We start from the raw sequence: 18,471 nt of genomic DNA, 5'->3' as shown, positions 1-18,471 counted from the left end.
GTCGAGCGCGAGCCGGTGGTACATGGTCGGCACGCCGAACAGCATCGTGGCGCCGCGGGCCAGCTCGGCGCCGGCGGCCTGCGGGGAGAACCTGCCCAGGTGACGCAGCGTGCCGCCGCGGCGCAGCGGGCCGACGACGCCGAGGATCAGCCCGTGCACGTGGAACAGCGGCAGCCCGTGCACGAGCACGTCGTCCGCGGTCCATTCCCACACCCGGGCCAGCGCGTCGAGGTTGGTCGCGACCGCCCGTCGGGGCAGCACGACGCCCTTCGGCGGGCCGGTCGTGCCGGAGGTGTAGACGACGAACGCGGGCGTCTCGGGGTCCGGCTCCTCGGGGGCCGGCGGCAGCGGCGCGTCGGCCGGAGTGAGCAGAACGGGCAGCCGCGGGCGATCGGCCAGCGGGTCCGGCAGCTCGACGTTCGGCGCGGACAGCACCACGTCCGGCTCGCTGTCGGACAGGATGTGCGCCAGCTCCCGCTGCCCGACCTTCGGGTTGACCGGCACCACCGGGACCCCGGCGACCAGCGCGCCCACGGTGGCGACGCAGGTCTGGACGGTCGGCGTCGCCCAGACCGCCACCCGGCGCCGGCCGCGCAGCTGCTCCGCGAGGTGACCGGCAAGCCGGGCGAGCTCGCGGTAGGTCAGCTCGGTGTCGGCGAAGCACAGCGCGGTCCGGTCGCTGCCGGTCACCACTTCGGGGAGCAGCACGCGGGCCTCCTTACCCCCAGTTGGGGACGACGACGTCCTGGGCGTTTCGCGAGCATAGAGCTGGGCAGCGACCCGGCGATCGGGCACAATTCCGACGTCTCGATCAGGGGAGGTAGCCGTGTTCGTGCTCGCATCGATCGTCGCTGTTTTCTCGCTCGTGCTCACCGCGGCCGTGTCCGGGGTGTTCTTCGCGTTCTCGAACTCGGTCGTGCCGGGCCTGAACGCGGTTCGGCCGGAGCAGGCCATCACGTCGATGACCAGCATCAACCGCGTGATCCTCAACCCGCTGTTCCTCAGCTCGTTCGTCGGCCCGCCGATCGCCGCGGTGCTCGCCGGCATCCTGATCCTGGTCGAGGGCAGCACGTCGGCGGGCCTGCTGTACTTCGCGGCGGCGGTCGTCTACGCCCTGGCGTGCATCGCCCCCACCGCCACGGTCAACGTCCCGCTCAACAACGCGCTCGACTCCGGCACCATCCCCACCGACCCGGAGGAGGCCACCCGGACCTGGAACGCCTACTCCGGCCGGTGGCTCAAGTGGAACCACTGGCGCGCGGTGGGCAGCCTGGTCGCGGTCGCGCTGTCCGGGGTCGCCCTGCTCGTCTGGGGAACGACCAACTAGTCCCAGCGCACGTGCAGCTCCGGCGGCTTGCGGAAGACGAGCCCGCGCGGCTCGTGCGGCTGCGCCGGGTCGAGGCGCAGCGCCGGCAGCCGGTCGAACAGCTCGCGCACCGAGAGCTCGGTCTCCGTGCGCGCGAGCCGCGCGCCGAGGCAGAAGTGCGGGCCCTGCGCGAAGGCCAGGTGCTGCCGCGCGTTCGGGCGGGCGACGTCGAAGCGGTCCGGGTCCGCGAACACGGCCGGGTCGCGGTTGGCGCCCGCGATCGACACGACCACCAGGTCGCCCGCGCCGATCTCCGCTCCGCCCAGCGACAGGTCGTGCGTCGCGTAGCGGTCGATCACCGCAGCGGCCGGCTCCAGGCGCATCGACTCCTCGATCGCGTTGGACAGCTCCGCCGGCCCGGCGCCGGACAGGAGTAGGTGGCGCACCAGGTTCGTGATCATGCCGGCGGTCGTGTCGATGCCGCCGAACATCAGCACCGCCGCGTTCGACACCACCTCGTCCTCGGTCAGCCCGTCCGCGGCCACCAGCACCGAGCGCACGTCGCCCGACGCGAGAGTGCGCGACACCGCCGCGCGCAACGCGTCGACCGCGACGACCCCGGTCCCGGTCGGAGTCCCGCCCGCGGTCACCGCCGACACCGACTCGACGATCGCCTCGTACCACGACAACACGGTCGCCGCGTCCGCCCCGGCAAGGCCGAGCGCGTCGGCGACCACCGCGACCGCGAGCGGACCCGCGTACGCCGAACGCAGCTCCACCGCACCGGCCGGCGCGAACCCCGACACCAGCTCCGCCGCGAGCGAGGACACATAGCCGGCGAACCGGTCCCGCACCGGCGCCGGGCGGAACGGCGGCACGAACGGGTCCCGGTGCCGGGCGTGCGCCGCGCCGTCGGTCGACAGCATCGACGGGCCGACCACCCGGGCCGTCGAGAACCGCGGATCGTCCACTGTGAACGCTTCCGGGTCACGCATCACCCGCAGCGCCAGATCGTGGCGGGTGACCAGCCAGCCGTTCAGCACCGGCAGCCACGACACCGGCTCGGTGGCTCGCAGCCGGGCGAGCGCCGGGTGCGGGTCGGTGTCCAGCTGGGCGAGCGTGACCTCGGCTCCGATCGGGAACGTCATCGGCAGGAGTCTATGCGGCACAACGTTTCTGAAACGTGTCAACGGAGTTCCCTTGACGCTCTGGGAGCCACTCCACTAACGTGCTTGACGCCGATGTGAAACGTTTCACACGTGAGTACAGCCGGAGGCGGGTGAGCCCGGTGCCAGCGCTGCTCGAGCTCCGCGACGTGCACAAGTCGTTCGACGCGGTGCGGGCCCTGCGCGGCGTGTCGCTCGAGCTGCACGCCGGCGAGGTGCACGCGCTCGCGGGCGAGAACGGTGCCGGCAAGTCCACGGTGGTTCGCATCATCGGCGGCGAGCACCAGCCCGACGCGGGTGAGCTGCTGCTGGACGGCGAGCCCCGCCGCCTCGCCGGACCACGCGAGGCCCAGCAGCACGGGATCGCGGTGATCCACCAGGAACCGACCCAGTTCCCCGACCTCACGGTCGCGGAGAACGTGTTCATGGGCCGGCAGCCGCTGCGGTCCGGCCGGCGCATCGACCGCGCCGCGATGCGCCGCCGGACCGCCGAGCTGCTCGACTCGCTCGGCGTACCGATCGACGCGGACCGCGTCACCCGCGGGCTGTCCATCGCCGACCAGCAGATCATCGAGATCGCCAAGGCGCTCGCCGCCGACGCGCGGATCATCGTGATGGACGAGCCGACCGCCGCGCTGTCCACTGTGGAGGCGGCGCGGCTGTTCCGCGTCGCACGCCGGCTGGCCGAGGGCGGCGCGGCGCTGCTGTTCATCTCCCACCGGCTCGAGGAGCTGGCGGAGCTGTGCCAGCGGGTGACCGTGCTGCGCGACGGCGCGCTGGTCACCACCGCGCCCATGGCTGAGATGGACCGGGATGCGTTGGTGCGCAACATGGTTGGCCGCGCGGTCGAGGTGCTGTTCCCCGACCGCGTCCTCGAACCCGAGGCCGAGCCCGGTGCCGCCGCCCTGGAGGTGCGCGGGCTGAGCAGGGCCGGCGTGTACCACGACGTCTCCTTCGAGGTGCGGCGCGGCGAGATCGTCGGGCTCGCCGGACTGGTCGGCTCCGGCCGGTCCGAGGTGGCCAGGGCGATCTTCGGCGTGGACGAGCGCGACGCCGGCACGGTCACCGTGGACGGCCGGCCGCTGCGGGCCGCCGACCCGCGCGCGGCGATCGAGGCCGGGCTCGCCATGGTCCCGGAGGACCGCCGCGAGCAGGGGCTGGTGCTGGACCTGTCGATCGAGCGCAACGCCACACTCCCCCGGCTGGCCGCGGTGTCGCGCTGGGGCCTGGTGCGCCGGACGCGGGAGCACGCGGTCGCGGGCGAGTGGACGCGACGCCTCGGTGTGCGGCTGCGCCGGCTCACCGACCCGGTGGCGACGCTGTCGGGCGGCAACCAGCAGAAGGTCGTGCTGGGCAAGTGGCTCGCCACGAAGCCCGCCGTGCTGATCGTCGACGAACCGACCCGCGGCATCGACGTCGGCGCGAAGGTCGAGGTGCACGCCCTGCTCGCCGACCTCGCACGCGAGGGCATCGCCGTGCTGATGATCTCCTCGGAGCTGTCCGAGGTGCTCGGCATGGCCGACCGGGTGCTCGTGATGCACGAGGGCCGCATCGCCGCCGAGCTCGACCGTGGCGACGCCACCGAGGAGTCGGTCATGCAGGCCGCCACCGGGGGTTCCGCATGACCGCCACCAAGACCAGCACGCGCAGCGTGTTCGCGGGGCGCGAGCTCGGCATCGTCATCGCACTCGTCGTGGTCCTGGTGGCGGCCACCATCGCGCGGCCGAGCTTCCTGTCCGGGCAGGGCCTGCACGACCTGTTCCTCAACGCCTCGATCATCGCGCTGCTGGCGATCGGCCAGACGCTGCTGGTGATCACGCGCAACATCGACCTGTCGGTCGGCTCGGTGATGGGCCTGACCGCATTCCTCAGTGGACAGATGTTCCTCGGCGACCCGGACACGCCGGTGATCGTGGTGGTGCTGGCCGGCATCGCGCTGGGCGCGGTGTGCGGAGCGATCAACGGCGCGCTCGTGGCGATCGCCAAGGTGCCGGCCCTGGTCGTCACGCTCGGCACGCTGTACGTGTTCCGCGGCGTGGACTACGCGTGGGCGTCGGCCAGCGACACCCAGCAGGTCAACGCCTACCAGATGTCGCCGGACTTCCTGTCGTTCGGCAGCGGCGCGGTGCTGGGCGTGCCGAACCTGACGATCATCGCGCTCGCCGTGCTCGCGCTCGCCTCCTACGGCCTGCACAACTACCGGGCGGGCCGCGAGCTGTACGCGATCGGCTCCAACCCCGACGCCGCGCGCCTCGCCGGCATTCCCACCGGCCGGCGGGTGTTCGGCGCGTTCGTGATCTCCGGCGCGCTGGTCGGGCTCGGCGGCGTGCTGCACGCGGCGTACTTCGGCACGATCAACGCCTCGGTCGGCACCGGCGAGGAGCTGTCGGTGGTCGCCGCGGTGGTCGTCGGCGGGGTCGCGATCTTCGGCGGCAGCGGCACGGTCGTCGGTGCGGCCCTGGGCGCGCTGCTGCTCACGACGGTGACCAGCGCGCTGCCGATCCTCGGGGTGCCGGCGTTCTGGCAGCGTGCGGTGGACGGCGCCGCGCTGCTCGTGGCGATCTCGCTCGACCGGGCCGTGATGGTCCGGCTGGCCGCCCGGCTGCGCGAGGAACGCGGCCGCCGGCGTGGAACGGAGCCCGCGCCATGATGAACCGGTTGCTGCGTTGGGAAGGTGCGCTCGCGCTGCTGTTCGTGGTGGTGTTCGTATTCGGCACCACGAGCATCGACGGGTTCGCCGCGCCGGGGAACCTGAGCTTCCTGCTGCTGGACTACACCGAGGTCGCGCTGCTCGCGCTCGCCCTGGTGCCGATCATCATCACCGGGGAGATCGACCTGTCGGTGGCGTCGGTGCTCGGCTTCTGCTCGGCGCTGACCGGTGCGTTGTGGGACGTCGGCATGTCGTTCGAGATGATCGTGCCGCTGGTCGTCCTCGCCGGCATCGTGCTCGGCTCGGTCAACGCGGTGCTGATCGTGCGGTTCGGGCTGCCGTCGCTCGCGGTCACCATCGGCACGCTCGGCCTGTACCGCGGGCTCGCCTACGTCATCCTCGGCGACCGCGCGGTCACCGGTTTCCCGGAGAACTACCGTCCACTCGCGACCGACTCGATCGGGTTCCTGCCCTACGCCGCGATCGTCGTGCTCGTGGTCGGCGTCGCGATCGCCGTACTGGTACACCTGACCCCGGTCGGCCGCTCGCTCTACGCCATCGGGCTGGGCACGCAGACCGCGCGGTTCTCCGGCATCCGGGTCGACCGGGTGAAGATGGCGCTGTACCTGGTCTCCGGGGCGCTGGCCGCGCTCGCGTCGCTCATCTACACCCTGCGCTACAACAGCGCCCGCGCCGACAACGCCAACGGCATGGAGCTCGTCGCCGTCGCCGCGGTGCTGCTCGGCGGCGTGTCGATCTTCGGCGGCCGCGGCACGGTCGCCGGCGTGGCGCTGGCCCTGCTCGCCATGGACGGCCTGCGCAACGTGCTGTTCCTCGACGACGTCAGCAACGAGATCCAGAACGTCATCACCGGACTGCTGCTGATTCTCTCCGTGCTAGTGCCGGTCGTGTTCAAACCGAGGAGGACCAAGGATGTTCCGCTCGAAACGACTTCTGTGGACGGTGAGCGCCGCCCTGACGCTGACGATGATCGCCGGCTGCGGCGGGACCACCAAGGGGTCTGACGCCGCCGAGGGCGAGGGCGACGCGGGCAGCGAGCGCAGCGCGAACCCCGACGCGCCGCTCGAGGAGGGCCTCGAGATCGCCTTCCTGCCCAAGGAGATCGACAACCCCTACATGACGGTGATGGACAAGGGCGGCACCGACGCGGTGGCCGAGCTCAAGGGCAAGGGCAAGGCGGTCGGCCCGTCCGACGCGCAGGCGTCCTCCCAGGTGTCCTACATCAACACGCTGATCCAACAGAAGCAGGACGCGATCGTGATCGCCGCGAACGACCCGAACGCGGTCGCCCCGGCGCTCAAGGACGCGATGAGCCAGGACATCGCCGTGGTGACGCTGGACTCCGACGCGGCCAAGGACGCCCGCGACGTGTTCATCAACCAGGCGAGCTCGGAGGAGATCGGCCGCTCGCAGGTCAAGCTGATCTCCGAGCAGATCGGCGGCGCCGGCAAGATCGCGATCCTGTCCGCGACGCCGAACGCGACGAACCAGAACACCTGGATCGAGTTCATGAAGGACGAGCTGGGCAAGCCCGAGTACGCGAAGATCGAGCTGCTGCCCGTGGTCTACGGCGACGACGACGACCAGAAGTCGTTCCAGGAGGCGCAGGCGCTGCTGCGGTCCAACCCGGATCTCAAGGGCATCATCTCCCCCACCACGGTCGGCATCGCGGCGGCCGCGCGGTACCTGTCGTCCTCGCCGTACAAGGGCAAGGTCAAGCTCACCGGGCTCGGCACGCCGAACCAGATGCGGGAGTTCGTCGAGGACGGCACGGTCACCGAGTTCGCGCTGTGGGACCCGGCCGAGCTCGGCTACCTGGCCGCGTACGCGGCGGCCGCGCTCGCGTCCGGCCAGATCAGCGGCGCGGAGGGCGAGAAGTTCGAAGCCGGCAAGCTCGGCGAGCGCACGATCGGCAAGGACGGAGAGGTCATCCTCGGCCCACCGACGACGTTCAACGCGGACAACATCGACGACTACGACTTCTGACCCATGAGAGTCTGCTTCCTGTTGCGGGTCAAGGCTTCCATGCTGGCGGAGTACCGTCGCCGGCATGAGGCCGTGTGGCCGGACATGCTGGCGGCGCTGCGCGAGACCGGCTGGCGGAACTACTCGCTGTTCCTGCGGCCGGACGGGTTGCTGGTCGGCTACTTCGAGACCGACGACCTTGACGCGGCGCTCGCCGGCATGGCGGCCACAGACGTCAACACCAGGTGGCAGGCCGAGATGGCGCCGTTCTTCGAAGAGTTGGCGGGCGGCGCGCCCGACGAGGGCATCGCGCCGCTCGCCGAGATCTTCCATCTCGACTAGGAGCAGCTCATGACCGACATGGCAGGCGTGCGGGCGGCGTTGCGGGTCCAGCACATCGAGACGCCGTCGTGGGCCTACGGGAACTCCGGCACCCGGTTCAAGGTGTTCGCGCAGGAGGGGGTGCCGCGCAACGCCTACGAGAAGATCGACGACGCGGCGCAGGTGCACCGGTTCACCGGGGTGGCGCCGACCGTGGCGCTGCACATTCCGTGGGACGCGGTGGCCGACTACGGCGACCTCGCGCGGCACGCCCGCGAGCGCGGGGTCGGCGTCGGGGCGATCAACCCGAACGTGTTCCAGGAGGACGACTACCGGCTCGGCAGCGTGTGCCACCCCGACCCGGCGGTGCGCCGCAAGGCGCTGGACCACCTGCTGGAGTGCGTCGACATCATGGACGTCACCGGATCGGCGGACCTGTCGCTGTGGTTCGCCGACGGGACGAACTACCCGGGCCAGGACTCGATCGCCGCGCGCCAGGAGCGGCTGTCCGAGGCGCTGACCGCGGTGTACTCGCGGCTGGGCGACGGGCAGCGGATGCTGTTGGAGTACAAGCTGTTCGAGCCGGCCTTCTACACGATGGACGTGCCGGACTGGGGCACGTCGTACGCTCACTGCGTCGACCTCGGGCCCGCCGCGCGGGTGCTCGTCGACACCGGCCACCACGCGCCGGGGACGAACATCGAGTTCATCGTGGCGTTCCTGCTGCGGCGCGCGCGGCTGGGCGGGTTCCACTTCAACTCCCGGTTCTACGCCGACGACGACCTGATGGTCGGCGCGGCGGACCCGTACCAGCTGTTCCGGATCATGGTGGAGATCGTGCTGGGCGGCGGCCTGTCCGCGGACTCGGGCGTCGCGTTCATGCTCGACCAGTGCCACAACATCGAGCCGAAGATCCCCGCCCTGATCCGCTCGGTGCTGAACGTGCAGGAGGCGACCGCCAAGGCGCTGCTCGTGGACGCTGCCGCGTTGCGGACCTACCAGGCCGAAGGCGACGTGCTGTCCGCGAACGCCGTGCTGACCGACGCCTTCGCCACCGATGTGCGGCCGCTGCTCGCGGAGTTACGGGAGGACATGGGCATCGACCCGGACCCGATCGCGGCGTACAAGCGGTCGGGCTACTTCGAGAAGATCCGCGACGAGCGCGCCGGCGGCGGCGCGGCCGGCTGGGGCGCCTGACTGGGTCTAGCCGATGCGGCGATCGAGGGCGCGCGGCACGTTCTGGCCGTCGCCCGGGTCGATGGCCGCGTAGATCAGTGCCTGTACGGACCGGGCGAACCGCTCCGTCTCGAGGTCGTCGTCGCGGCCCCGGCCGGCGATTCTGATCGCGAACCCGGTGAGATGCGCGGAAACCGTGTGGCTCAGCTCCACCGCGTCGAAATCCGAGCGCAACGTCACCTTGAACTGGCTGAGCCCGTTCTCGTAAACGGGCACCCAGCGCTGTGCGTAACTGTCGAGCAGTTCGCCGTACGCCGCGTGCCCGACGGATTTCCAGTTCTTGTCCATCGTCAGCAACAACGGGAACAGCCAGCAGCGCGCGAGGCGCACCCACAGCTTTAGGTCCTGGGTCGCGATCCGGGTGATCAGCTCGGCGAGGGACAGGTCCCCGCGGCGCACCGCGGGCAACGCCTCCAGCGCTCGTTTCGGTCCGCTGTCGAGCATCCGCCGCCACCGGGGATCGGTGCAGGCGTAGCGGACCATGCACATGAAGAAGTCCGACATGCCGCCCAGTCCCGGCCACCGGTCCTTGAAGCCGCCCTCGCCGATCCGGACCCCGCGGCGGGCATCCGGCGGCAGCTCCGCGAGCAGCCGCCGCGCGCGGCGGACGATGATCTCGCGGGTGATCCTTGCCCAGGCGAGCCCGTCCTTGCGGACCGGGCTGCGGCCCGTGACCTGATCGTCCAACTCACGAAATCCGGCTTCGACGAAGAGCATCGTCGACGTGAACGTCTTCCGCCGCCTGTTGCGCGGGTCGGCGAGGCTGTCCCGTTTGATGAATCCCCGGAACACCGAGGGCCAGTCGACTTCCTCGTTGAAGTTCACGCGATCCAGTGCACCACAGGGCGACTTGGGCCGGCAACGTCCTGACGGGGAGGTCCGCGACCGGATGGTGCGCGCCCGCTTTCTCGCTGCTACAACCGAAGGCGACTCGGCCGAGCCACCGTACCCGAACTGACCCATCCGAGGAGATGCCATGAAGCGCCGCGTGAGGTTCTGGCTGTTCGTCGTGACCGTCCTTCAGCTGCTGGCGGACGGCTGCTGAGCGATCCGGTAGGCCCGGCGAGCGGTGCCCTCCCAGACATCGTGCCGCTCGGCCGCCGAGAGGTTCGCCGTGAGCGTCGCCGCGGCCTCGACCACCTGGTCGTAGGTCGCGGCGAGCTCGCAGACCGGCCAGTCCGAGCCGAACATGACGCGCGCCGGGCCGAAGGTCGCGAGCACGTGGTCGGCGTACGGGGCGAGGTCCTCGTCCCGCCACGACGTCCAGTCCGCCTCGGTGACGAGTCCGGACAGCTTGCAGAACACGTTGGGGCGCCGGGCGAACTCGGTGATCGCACGGGCCCAGCCGTCGAGCTCGCGGGCGGCGATCGGGGGCTTGCCGGCGTGGTCGAGCACCAGCCGGGCGTCCGGGAGCCGGTCGGCGACGTCGGCGGCCGAGGCGTACTGGGCCGGGTTCACGAGCAGGTCGTAGGTGAGGCCGGCGGCGGCCACCGCCCGCAGGCCGCGCACGACATCGTCGCGCAGCAGCCAGTTCGGGTCGGGCTCGTTCTCGGCCTGGTGGCGGATGCCGACGAGCAGCTCGCGGTGCGGCAGCGCGGCGAGCCGGTCGGCGACGTCGGGCGCGGTCAGGTCGACCCAGCCGACGACGCCCGCGACCAGCTCGTCGCTCGCCGCCGCGGTGGCGAGGAACTCCGCGGTCTCCTCCATTGTGGACACCGTCTGCACGAGCAGCGTGGCGTCCGCGTCGGACACCCGGCGCAAGTCGTCCACTGTGTACGGACGACGGATCGGGTCCAGGGCGGCGCCGGCCAGCCAGGGGTACTCCCGGCGCGCCGGATCCCACAGGTGGTGGTGCGAGTCGATCACGAGGCCTCCTGCCGGATCGGCGCGTCGGCGCGCAGCAGGCCCTCGGCGACCAGGTCCGCCCACAGCGCCACCGGCACCGCGGCCGCCGCGCGGTCGGCGTTCACGTCGACCTGCGCCGGCGAGCTGGCACCGAGCACGACGCTCTCGACGGCCGGGTGCGCGGCCGGCAACGCGATCGCCGCCCGCGGCAGCTCGACGCCGTGCCGCTCGCAGATCTCCGCGATCCGCCGGGCGCGGGCCACGAGCTCTGGGGGCGCGGCCGCGTAGTCGTAGGTGTCGCCGGGCGTGCGCGAGGCGAGGATGCCGGAGTTGAACACGCCGGCCGCCATCACCCGCACGCCACGCTCCTCGCACAGCGGCAGCAGCTCGTCCAGGGCCGGCTGCTCGAGCAGCGTGTACCGGCCGGCGATCATCACGACGTCCACATCGGCGCGACGGACGAACTCGGCGAGCATCGAGTCGAAGTTCATGCCGAGCCCGATGCCTCGCAGTACGCCCTGGTCACGCAGCTCGGCGAGCGCGGGCAGTGCGCCCGTCAGGGCCTCGTCGACGTGGTCCTCCGGATCGTGCACGAAGGCGATGTCGACGCGGTCCAGGCCGAGCCGCGCCAGGCTCGACTCGAGCGAGCGGAGCACGCCGTCGCGGCTGTAGTCGCGGCGACGCTTGTGTGTTCGAGGGACGTCGAAGCCTTCGGTGTCCCGCTCCCCTTCCCTGCCCGGGTGTTCGACGAGCAGCCGGCCGACCTTGGTGGAGACGACGTACGCGTCCCGCGTCCGGCCCGCGAGCGCCGCGCCGAGCCGGCGTTCGGACAGGCCGAGGCCGTAGTGCGGGGCGGTGTCGAAGTAGCGGATGCCGCGCGCCCAGGCGGTGTCGACGATCGCCCGAGCGGTGTCGTCGGACATCGCGCGGTAGAGGTTGCCCAGCTGAGCGCAGCCGAGGCCGAGCTTCACGGCAGCTCCCAGACGAGGTCGAGACCGGTGTCGGTGCCGGAGTAGTCGTCCTCGACGTCGAGCAGCTCGGCCATGCGGGCCTGCCATGCCACGTTGGCGGGGTGGTCGCGCAGGGCCCGGCGCATGCCGGCGTAGTCGGCGACCTCGACGAGGTGGAAGAGGTCGAGGCCGTCGCGCCAGATGCGCCACGCGGACACGCCGGCCTCGCGCAGGGCGATGTCCAGCTCCGGGGGGATCACGGCGTGGACGCGCTCGTACTCGCGTTCCTTGCCCGGCCTGAGCCGAGTGTGCAGAGCTACCCGCATCGGGTCTCCGTTCGTGGCACTCTGGCGAGGGAAACATCCGAGGTCTGCCTGAAGGGTCGAGCCATGCCGGTCACCGACGAAGCGATCGACAAGATCAAGGGCATGATCATCTCCGGCGAGCTGGCGCCCGGCGACCGGCTGCCGAAGGAGGCGGACCTCGCGTCCCGACTGGGCCTGTCGCGCAGCTCGCTGCGGGAGGCGGTCAAGGCGTTGTGCCTGATCAGGGTGCTGGACGTGCGCCAGGGTGATGGTACGTACGTCACCAGCCTGGAGCCGAAGCTCCTCCTCGACGCGATGACGTTCGTGGTGGACTTCCACCGCGACGACACGGTGCTGGACTTCCTCGAGGTGCGCCGGATCATGGAGCCGGCCGCGACCGCGATGGCCGCGCTGCGAATGACCGATTCGGACATCGCTGAGCTAGCCGCCCTCCTGGAGGGCCTCGACGAGTCGCCGACCGTCGAGGCGCTGGTGGCAAACGACCTGGAGTTTCATCGCCGGATCGCAGTGGGGTCGGGCAACCCGGTGCTGTGCTCGCTGATCGACAGCCTCTCCGGCCCCACGACGAGGGCCCGCATCTGGCGCGGTCTGACCCAGGAGGGCGCGGTGGCGAAGACGCGGGAACAGCACCGCGCCATCTACGATGCGATCGCCGCTCGAGAGCCCGAGCTGGCTCGTTCGTGGGCGACGGTGCACGTGGCCGGGGTGGAGCAGTGGCTGCGCAACACGCTCGGGTCGGCCGACTAGCCGCGTGGCGCTGGTTCGGGGCCGGCGGTGGCCTCCGGCCCCCAATTTCCAGTCTACGCCTGGGGTCTGACACTTCCAGGCCGACGAGCGTCGCCTGTGGACAGCTCGCGATCGTGCTCTGGGCTCGCGGGGGCCCCCCGCATTCCAGTCTACGGACGAGGTCTGACGGAAACCGAGTCGCGGGACGGGGGTGTGGACAAGTGGGCGGTGCGAGTGGCATGTCAGGCCTTGGGGCGTGGGCGCAGGCCGTACATGCCGCCATCCACGGGCAACGCCGTACCGGTCGTCGAGGAGGACAGGGGGCTTGCCAGATAGGCGATCGCCTGGGCGACCTCCGCAGCCGTGACCAGGCGGCCCATCGGCTGGCGGGCGGCCAGCGCCGCGCGCTCCGCGGCCGGGTCGGCGGCCGCGGCCAGCAGGCGGCCCACCCACGGCGTGTCCGCCGTGCCGGGGCACACACAGTTGACCCGGATCCCGTCGTCGAGGTGGTCGGTCGCCATCGCCAGGGTGAACGACAGCACCGCACCCTTGCTCGCCGAGTACAGCACCCGGTTCGGCAACCCCTGCGTCGCCGCGATCGAGCACGTGTTCACCACCGACGCCACCAAAGAGTCCCGCAGGGCCGGCAGCGCGGCACTTGTCACGCGCGCCATGCCGACGACGTTCACGTCCAGTACCCGATGCCACTCGTCGGAGGAGTTGGCCGTCACGTCGCCCTGCGCGCCGATGCCCGCGTTGTTCACCAGCACGTCGAGACCGCCGAGCGACGACACCGCCGACGCGACCGCCGCCGTCACCGAGTCGTCGTCGGACACGTCGCAGCGCACCCCGTGCAGCGGCGCGGGCACGTCGGGGTTCAGGTCGAGCACGGCGACCCGCGCACCCCGCGAGGCGAGCAGGTCGGCGGTGGCCAGGCCGATGCCGGACGCACCACCGGTCACGATGGCACGCAGGTCGTCGAAGTCCGTCACGTGAGCCTCCACTCCGGACCGTCGGGAAAGGCGTACCGCTCCAGGCTCTCATCACGGATGCGTGCCGAGAAGCCCGGCCGCGTCGGCGCGAGGTACCGCCCGCCGCGCACCACGGCCGGGTCGGTGAAGTGCTCGTGCAGGTGGTCCACCCACTCGATGACCCGGCCGTCGTCGGTGCCGGACACCGCCACGTAGTCGAACATCGCCAGGTGCCGCACCAGCTCGCACAGCCCGACCCCGCCCGCGTGTGGGCACACCGGCACCCCGAACTTGGCCGCCAGCAACAGGATCGCCACGTTCTCGTTGACCCCGCCGACCCGCGCCGCGTCCAGCTGCAGCACCGACAGCGCCCCGGCGGCCAGCAGCTGCTTGAACACCACCCGGTTCTGCACGTGCTCGCCGGTCGCCACCCGGATCGGCGCCACCGCCTCGGCGATCGCTCGGTGGCCCAGCACGTCGTCCGGCGAGGTCGGCTCCTCGATCCAGTACGGGTCGTACGGCGCGAGCGCGCGCATCCACTCGATCGCCGGGCCGACGTCCCACCGCTGGTTCGCGTCCACGGCGATCCGCACCTCCGGGCCCACCGCCGAACGAACCAGCCGCAGCCGGCGCACGTCGTCGTCGATCGCGGCGCCCACCTTCAGCTTGATCATGTCGAAGCCGTCCGCGACCGCCTGCTTCGCCAGCCGCACCAGCTTCTCGTCGGAGTAGCCGAGCCAGCCGGCGCTCGTGCTGTACGCCCGGTACCCCGCGGCCCGCAGGTGCGCGGCACGCGAAGCCCGCCCGGGCGCGGCGGCCCGCAGGATCGCCAGCGCCTCGGCCTCGGTGAGCGCGTCGGTCAGGTACCGGAAGTCCACCAGCCCGACGATCTCCTCGGGCGACATCGCCGCCAGGAAGCTCCACAGTGGACTGTCCGCGCGCCGGGCGGCGAGGTCCCACGCGGCGTTGACCACCGCGCCGATCGCCATGTGCGCCACGCCCTTCTCCGGCCCGAGCCAGCGCAGCTGCGAGTCGCCGACGAGATCCCGGGACAACGCCGCGAGCGCACCCGCCGTGTCCGGCACCGGCCGGCCCACGACCATGCTGCCGAGCGCCCGGATCGCGGCTGCCTGCACGTCGTTGCCGCGCCCGATCGTGAACGCGAAGCCGTAGCCGAAAGGCCCGTCGTCGGTGCGCAGCACGACATAGGCGGCCGAGTAGTCCGGGTCCGGGTTCATCGCATCCGAGCCGTCGAGCTCCCGGGACGTGGGGAACCGGATGTCCAGCACGTCCAGGCCGACGATGCGCGGCATGCGTCCCCCTAACCTCGACGAACGACCAGACATCCGATGTATATCTGATCAGCACGACGGAATCCAGAGCACTGCAGGTAGCTGACGGAGATTGATCCGATCAGTGCGCGTGCCCGCCGAGTGCCTGGTGGCGGATCTCCGCCATGGCGGAGGTCGGCCACGCCGATCGCTGTCCGCGCCGCGAGCCGGAGCAAATACTGGGCGCGCGAGGCGTCCGCATGAGTACGCCACATGACGAAGGGCACGTTGTATGAGACCGAGAATCCCCTTAGTGGTCGCGGTCGTGGCCGCGGTCACCGTCGCGTTGGTGCCGGGTCAGGCCACCGCCGCGACCGCGGCACCGGCCACCCCGGCAGCCGAGGGTTTCGCCGCTCCCCTGAGCCTGTCGGCACACCGGCTCGGCACCGCGGGTCAGGCCCAGCTCGACGCGATCACCGCGCACCTGCCGAGCGACTGGCAGGACCGGCTCGCCGCCTTCCGGGCGAAGCTGGACGTCGAGCAGACCAGCACCGAGCGGGTGGCCGACGCCATCGACCCGTCGCAGTACGAGTGCGGGCCGACGGCGTTCCGCAACTACATCGACGACCTGCTCGCCCCCGTCCCCCCGGACACGCTGTTCGTTCTGGCCCTGCTCGGCGTGCTCGACTATGCGACCTATGACGCGCTGTTCTTCGGCACGCCGCGCAACACCGCGGACTACGGCCTGCCGGCGGGCTACAAGGGTCCGATCACCAAGGCCTTCACCAACGCCCAGCGGTTCTGGGACGTCAACCTGTTCGACGTGAAGTCGCTGGCCATGCAGAGCGACATGCTCGCCGACCACGCCCGCGTCACCCGCATCATCGGCGTCCTGTTCGGGGTCTCCGAGGCCGAGGCCGCGGAGGTCGCGACCGAGGTACAGGCGCTGCTCAACTCCACGCCGGGCCTGGACGGCGGGGCGAACCCGATCTTCACGCTCAACGCGTTCGCGTTCAGCGCGGAGGGCGAGACCGACCCGATCTTCGAGGGCATTCCGGACAAGATGGTGTTCGGCGAGGGCCTGACCGAGGCGATGGACGTGCTCGGCCTGGGCACGACCGGCGCGCAGGCCGTGGTCGGCCACGAGATGGCCCACCACGTCCAGTACGAGCAGAACCTGTTCGACAGCCCGCTGACCGGGCCGGAGGCCACCCGCCGCACCGAGCTGATGGCTGACACGTTCGGCACCTACCAAGTCGCCCACAAGCGTGGGCTCGGGTTCAACGCGGTGCAGCTGCACCGTGCCGAGCAGGCCTTCTACGAGGTCGGCGACTGCTCGTTCGACAGCCCCGGCCACCACGGCACACCGAACCAGCGCCTGCGGGCGGCGGTCTTCGGTCGTCAGCTCGCCGCGAAGGCCACGGCGCCGTTCCCGGTCCAGCCGTCGCTGGTGCTGGCCGAGAAGTTCGAGAAGAAACTGCCCAACCTGGTCCGCCCGGACGCGAAGAACCGCCCGGCGGCCTGATCTCCACCCCTTCGACGGCCCGTCGCGGCTGGTGTCACAGCCAGCCGCGGCGGGCCGCCTGCACGCCGAGCTGGAACCGGCTGCGCGCGGCGAGCGACTCCTGCAGCGCCATGATCCGCCGGGTGACGGTCCGCTCGCTCACGCACAGCTCGCGGGCGATCGCGCCGTCGGTGAGGCCGGCGCCGAGCAGTGACAGCAGCCGCCGGGTGTCCTTCGTCGGCCCCTCCCCGGCCTTCCCGACCGCGCGGCGGCCGGCCGTGATCGGCACGCCGAGCGTCCAGTACGTCTCGACCATCCCGATCAGCGAGTCCAGGAAGCCGCCGTCGAAGAACATCAGCCCGTGCAGCCGCTCGGGCCCGGGCATCGGGGCGACGAGGATCGCGCGCCTGCCGTCCGCGATCGAGAGGTTGCACGGCACGTCGGGGAAGACCCGCGCGGACTCGCCTGCCTCGACCGACTCCCGCACCAGCGCCATCACCTCGTCCCGGCGAAGGATCTGCGCGCCGTACACCACGCGGTAGGCGACCCCGCGGCGCAGCGCCTCGGCCGCCCCCGCCTGCCGGGTCGGCGGCGGCGCGCTGTTCCCGCTCGGGCCGATCGACAGCGCCAGCACCTCGTGCTCGGCCTCGGTGTGCAGCCGTGTGGTCTCGGCCATGACGCGGTCGGTGGTGGTGAGGACCTCCAGGTAGTCCGGCGTCGGGGCCTGGCGCGCCCAGACCTGGGCGAGCGCCTCGGAGGCCTCCCGTGCCTCGGCGGCGGCCCGCACGTACCGGTCGGCGAGCGCCTGCAAGGGCAGTCGGGGCGGCAGCGGCTCGAGCACGCCGGCGTCGACCTGCACCAGCCCGAGCTCGGTGAGCTCCTCGATGACGCCGGAGAGCGCGCCCGGCCCGATCCCGACGCTGTCGCCGAGCGCCCGCGGATCCCGGTGCCCGTCCTGCACGATCGCGCGGTAGACGCGCTCGGTCAGCTCGGCCAGCCCGACATTGCCAGAGATGTAGGAAACGGACATGTCCCCACCCGTAAAGCCCGCCCCGACGCCGGCTCATGTTAGACCGGCGCCACCGACGACCTCAATCGATTGATCATCTCCATTCGCTTACGGGGCCGTGCATGTCACGGGCGTCAGCGCACCAGGAGGACTTCCAGGTTGCGCGGGCCGTGCACGCCCTCCACGCGGTCCAGCTCGATGTCGCTCGTCGCGGAGGGGCCGCTGATGAACGTCAGCGGGCGCACCGGGTCCAGGCGGGCCAGCGCCTCGGGCACGGTGCCCGCGAGCTGCGACTCGTGGACCACGCACAGGTGGTAGTCCGGCAGCAGGGTCAGCGCGCGCCGGCCCTGCGCCTCGCCCGCGTCGAGCACGATCGTGCCCGTCTCGGCGATCGCCACCGCGCAGCCGGTCAGCACGCCGTCCGACCGGTCCAGCGTCGCGCGCGGCAGCGGGTGCGCCGGCGCGTCCAGCGACCACACCACCTCCCCCACCCGCCACCAGCCCGGCAGGTCCGCGGGCGCGACCATGGCGCGTGCATCCCGTGCACGCAACGACTCCTCGATGCGCAACGGCAGTGCCGACTCGCGCACCCGATGGACCACCGCGCGGTAGTCGGCGACCCGCCGCGCGAACAGCTCCACCACGTCGCCGACGTCGCGTGTCCGGGCGTAGTCGCGTTGCACCGCGGGCGGTCGCGGCCTGTCCGACAGCGCCTGGCGAATCCGGCCGAGCACGACCTCCCGGGAGTCAGCCACGGGTCCGACTCCACCACGCCGAGAACGACTCCGCGGGCGGCGCCGGCACGTCGCGCGAGTCCGTCCAGCGCGACCCCGGCCACGGCAGCCGCTTGATCCGCCCGCGCCGGGCGACCAGTCGGAGCAACGACAGCAGCCGCTGCGCGATGCGGAACCGGCCGGCCCCGGACATGACCCACGACGCAGCCGCCATCGCCACCGCCTCCGGCGTGTACGGGCCCTTCGCCTCGACCGCCTTGCCGCGCAGGTGAACCAGCACCTCCGGGATGTCGATCCGCACCGGGCACACCTCGTAGCACGCACCGCACAGCGAGGACGCAAAGGGCAGCGAGCGCAGCAGCGCGTCGGTTTCCGCATCGCCGGACCCGCCGCCCAGCTGCGGGGTGAGGATCGCGCCGATCGGCCCCGGATACACCGAGCCGTACGCCTGGCCGCCGGTCCGCTCGTAC

20 protein-coding genes are annotated in these 18,471 nt (G+C 71.7%); 9 read left to right on the top strand and 11 right to left on the bottom strand.

What is annotated here, in order from left to right; all coding sequences use genetic code 11:
* Positions 1-708: AMP-binding protein (locus ACRDSK_RS20795; protein ID WP_431442879.1), on the bottom strand; the 708-nt coding region annotated here is incomplete at its 3' end.
* Positions 709-826: 118 nt separating this feature from the next.
* On the opposite strand from ACRDSK_RS20795, the gene ACRDSK_RS20790 reads away from it, so the two are divergent.
* The gene (locus ACRDSK_RS20790; protein ID WP_431442878.1) at positions 827-1,327 is read left to right on the top strand and encodes a DUF1772 domain-containing protein; all 501 of its coding nucleotides are present in this window, start codon (positions 827-829) and stop codon (positions 1,325-1,327) included.
* Here ACRDSK_RS20790 and ACRDSK_RS20785 read toward each other — a convergent pair.
* On the bottom strand, positions 1,324-2,454 hold the full coding sequence (locus ACRDSK_RS20785; RefSeq protein WP_431442877.1) for a cytochrome P450: 1,131 nt from the start codon (positions 2,452-2,454) through the stop codon (positions 1,324-1,326). The two genes, ACRDSK_RS20790 and ACRDSK_RS20785, sit on opposite strands and share 4 nt — an antisense overlap.
* 140 nt (positions 2,455-2,594) lie before the next feature.
* Here ACRDSK_RS20785 and ACRDSK_RS20780 point away from each other — a divergent pair, with 140 nt between their 5' ends.
* From ACRDSK_RS20780 to rhaI, 6 genes are read left to right on the top strand one after another with little or no spacing between them, the layout of a single operon-like run.
* A complete protein-coding gene (locus tag ACRDSK_RS20780) occupies positions 2,595-4,097 on the top strand; it encodes a sugar ABC transporter ATP-binding protein (RefSeq protein WP_431442876.1) in 1,503 nt (500 codons plus the stop codon).
* A complete protein-coding gene (locus ACRDSK_RS20775; RefSeq protein ID WP_431442875.1) occupies positions 4,094-5,122 on the top strand; it encodes an ABC transporter permease in 1,029 nt (342 codons plus the stop codon). The genes ACRDSK_RS20780 and ACRDSK_RS20775 overlap by 4 nt, the downstream gene beginning before the upstream one ends.
* Positions 5,119-6,147 carry an ABC transporter permease gene (locus ACRDSK_RS20770; RefSeq protein ID WP_431442874.1) on the top strand — a complete coding sequence of 343 codons (1,029 nt, stop codon included), beginning with the start codon at positions 5,119-5,121 and terminating at the stop codon, positions 6,145-6,147. Before ACRDSK_RS20775 ends, ACRDSK_RS20770 begins: the two co-directional genes overlap by 4 nt.
* On the top strand, positions 6,056-7,129 hold the full coding sequence (gene rhaS, locus ACRDSK_RS20765) for a rhamnose ABC transporter substrate-binding protein (RefSeq protein WP_431442873.1): 1,074 nt from the start codon (positions 6,056-6,058) through the stop codon (positions 7,127-7,129). The genes ACRDSK_RS20770 and rhaS overlap by 92 nt, the downstream gene beginning before the upstream one ends.
* Positions 7,130-7,132: 3 nt before the next feature.
* Positions 7,133-7,450 carry an L-rhamnose mutarotase gene (locus ACRDSK_RS20760; protein ID WP_431442872.1) on the top strand — a complete coding sequence of 106 codons (318 nt, stop codon included), beginning with the start codon at positions 7,133-7,135 and terminating at the stop codon, positions 7,448-7,450.
* Between the two features lie 9 nt (positions 7,451-7,459).
* Positions 7,460-8,626, top strand: coding sequence for an L-rhamnose isomerase (gene rhaI, locus ACRDSK_RS20755; protein ID WP_431442871.1), 1,167 nt, complete (start codon positions 7,460-7,462; stop codon positions 8,624-8,626).
* A gap of 6 nt (positions 8,627-8,632) precedes the next feature.
* On the opposite strand, the gene ACRDSK_RS20750 is transcribed toward rhaI, so the two are convergent.
* The 4 genes from ACRDSK_RS20750 to ACRDSK_RS20735 all read right to left on the bottom strand — a co-directional run bounded on the left by ACRDSK_RS20750 (position 8,633) and on the right by ACRDSK_RS20735 (position 11,786).
* Positions 8,633-9,490 carry a hypothetical protein gene (locus ACRDSK_RS20750; RefSeq protein ID WP_431442870.1) on the bottom strand — a complete coding sequence of 286 codons (858 nt, stop codon included), beginning with the start codon at positions 9,488-9,490 and terminating at the stop codon, positions 8,633-8,635.
* Between the two features lie 195 nt (positions 9,491-9,685).
* Positions 9,686-10,531: an amidohydrolase family protein gene (locus ACRDSK_RS20745; protein WP_431442869.1), complete on the bottom strand. Its 846-nt coding sequence runs from the start codon at positions 10,529-10,531 to the stop codon at positions 9,686-9,688.
* Positions 10,528-11,481 (bottom strand): aldo/keto reductase, encoded by a 954-nt coding sequence (locus tag ACRDSK_RS20740; protein ID WP_431442868.1) that lies wholly within the window; start codon positions 11,479-11,481, stop codon positions 10,528-10,530. Before ACRDSK_RS20740 ends, ACRDSK_RS20745 begins: the two co-directional genes overlap by 4 nt.
* Positions 11,478-11,786 carry an L-rhamnose mutarotase gene (locus ACRDSK_RS20735; protein ID WP_431442867.1) on the bottom strand — a complete coding sequence of 103 codons (309 nt, stop codon included), beginning with the start codon at positions 11,784-11,786 and terminating at the stop codon, positions 11,478-11,480. The genes ACRDSK_RS20740 and ACRDSK_RS20735 overlap by 4 nt, the downstream gene beginning before the upstream one ends.
* Before the next feature lie 63 nt (positions 11,787-11,849).
* Here ACRDSK_RS20735 and ACRDSK_RS20730 point away from each other — a divergent pair, with 63 nt between their 5' ends.
* Positions 11,850-12,533 (top strand): FadR/GntR family transcriptional regulator, encoded by a 684-nt coding sequence (locus tag ACRDSK_RS20730; protein ID WP_431442866.1) that lies wholly within the window; start codon positions 11,850-11,852, stop codon positions 12,531-12,533.
* A gap of 221 nt (positions 12,534-12,754) precedes the next feature.
* On the opposite strand, the gene ACRDSK_RS20725 is transcribed toward ACRDSK_RS20730, so the two are convergent.
* Together ACRDSK_RS20725 and ACRDSK_RS20720 are read right to left on the bottom strand one after the other, a co-directional pair.
* Positions 12,755-13,504 carry an SDR family NAD(P)-dependent oxidoreductase gene (locus tag ACRDSK_RS20725; RefSeq protein ID WP_431442865.1) on the bottom strand — a complete coding sequence of 250 codons (750 nt, stop codon included), beginning with the start codon at positions 13,502-13,504 and terminating at the stop codon, positions 12,755-12,757.
* On the bottom strand, positions 13,501-14,796 hold the full coding sequence (locus ACRDSK_RS20720; RefSeq protein WP_431442864.1) for an enolase C-terminal domain-like protein: 1,296 nt from the start codon (positions 14,794-14,796) through the stop codon (positions 13,501-13,503). The genes ACRDSK_RS20725 and ACRDSK_RS20720 overlap by 4 nt, the downstream gene beginning before the upstream one ends.
* Before the next feature lie 271 nt (positions 14,797-15,067).
* On the opposite strand from ACRDSK_RS20720, the gene ACRDSK_RS20715 reads away from it, so the two are divergent.
* Positions 15,068-16,279, top strand: a complete 1,212-nt coding sequence (locus ACRDSK_RS20715; protein ID WP_431442863.1) for a hypothetical protein — start codon at positions 15,068-15,070, stop codon at positions 16,277-16,279.
* Positions 16,280-16,313: 34 nt separating this feature from the next.
* Here ACRDSK_RS20715 and ACRDSK_RS20710 read toward each other — a convergent pair whose 3' ends face one another.
* The 3 genes from ACRDSK_RS20710 to ACRDSK_RS20700 all read right to left on the bottom strand — a co-directional run.
* The gene (locus ACRDSK_RS20710) at positions 16,314-17,288 is read right to left on the bottom strand and encodes a helix-turn-helix transcriptional regulator (protein ID WP_431442862.1); all 975 of its coding nucleotides are present in this window, start codon (positions 17,286-17,288) and stop codon (positions 16,314-16,316) included.
* 113 nt (positions 17,289-17,401) lie between these two features.
* A complete protein-coding gene (locus ACRDSK_RS20705) occupies positions 17,402-18,022 on the bottom strand; it encodes a LutC/YkgG family protein (RefSeq protein WP_431442861.1) in 621 nt (206 codons plus the stop codon).
* Positions 18,015-18,471: lactate utilisation protein LutB domain-containing protein (locus tag ACRDSK_RS20700; RefSeq protein ID WP_431442860.1), on the bottom strand; the 457-nt coding region annotated here is incomplete at its 5' end. The genes ACRDSK_RS20700 and ACRDSK_RS20705, both read right to left, overlap by 8 nt.

This window comes from Actinophytocola sp., from assembly GCF_050699915.1.
GTDB lineage: Bacteria > Actinomycetota > Actinomycetes > Mycobacteriales > Pseudonocardiaceae > Actinophytocola.
Note: the sequence above shows the minus strand (reverse complement) of the source record. Positions and strands in the feature narration are given on the sequence as shown.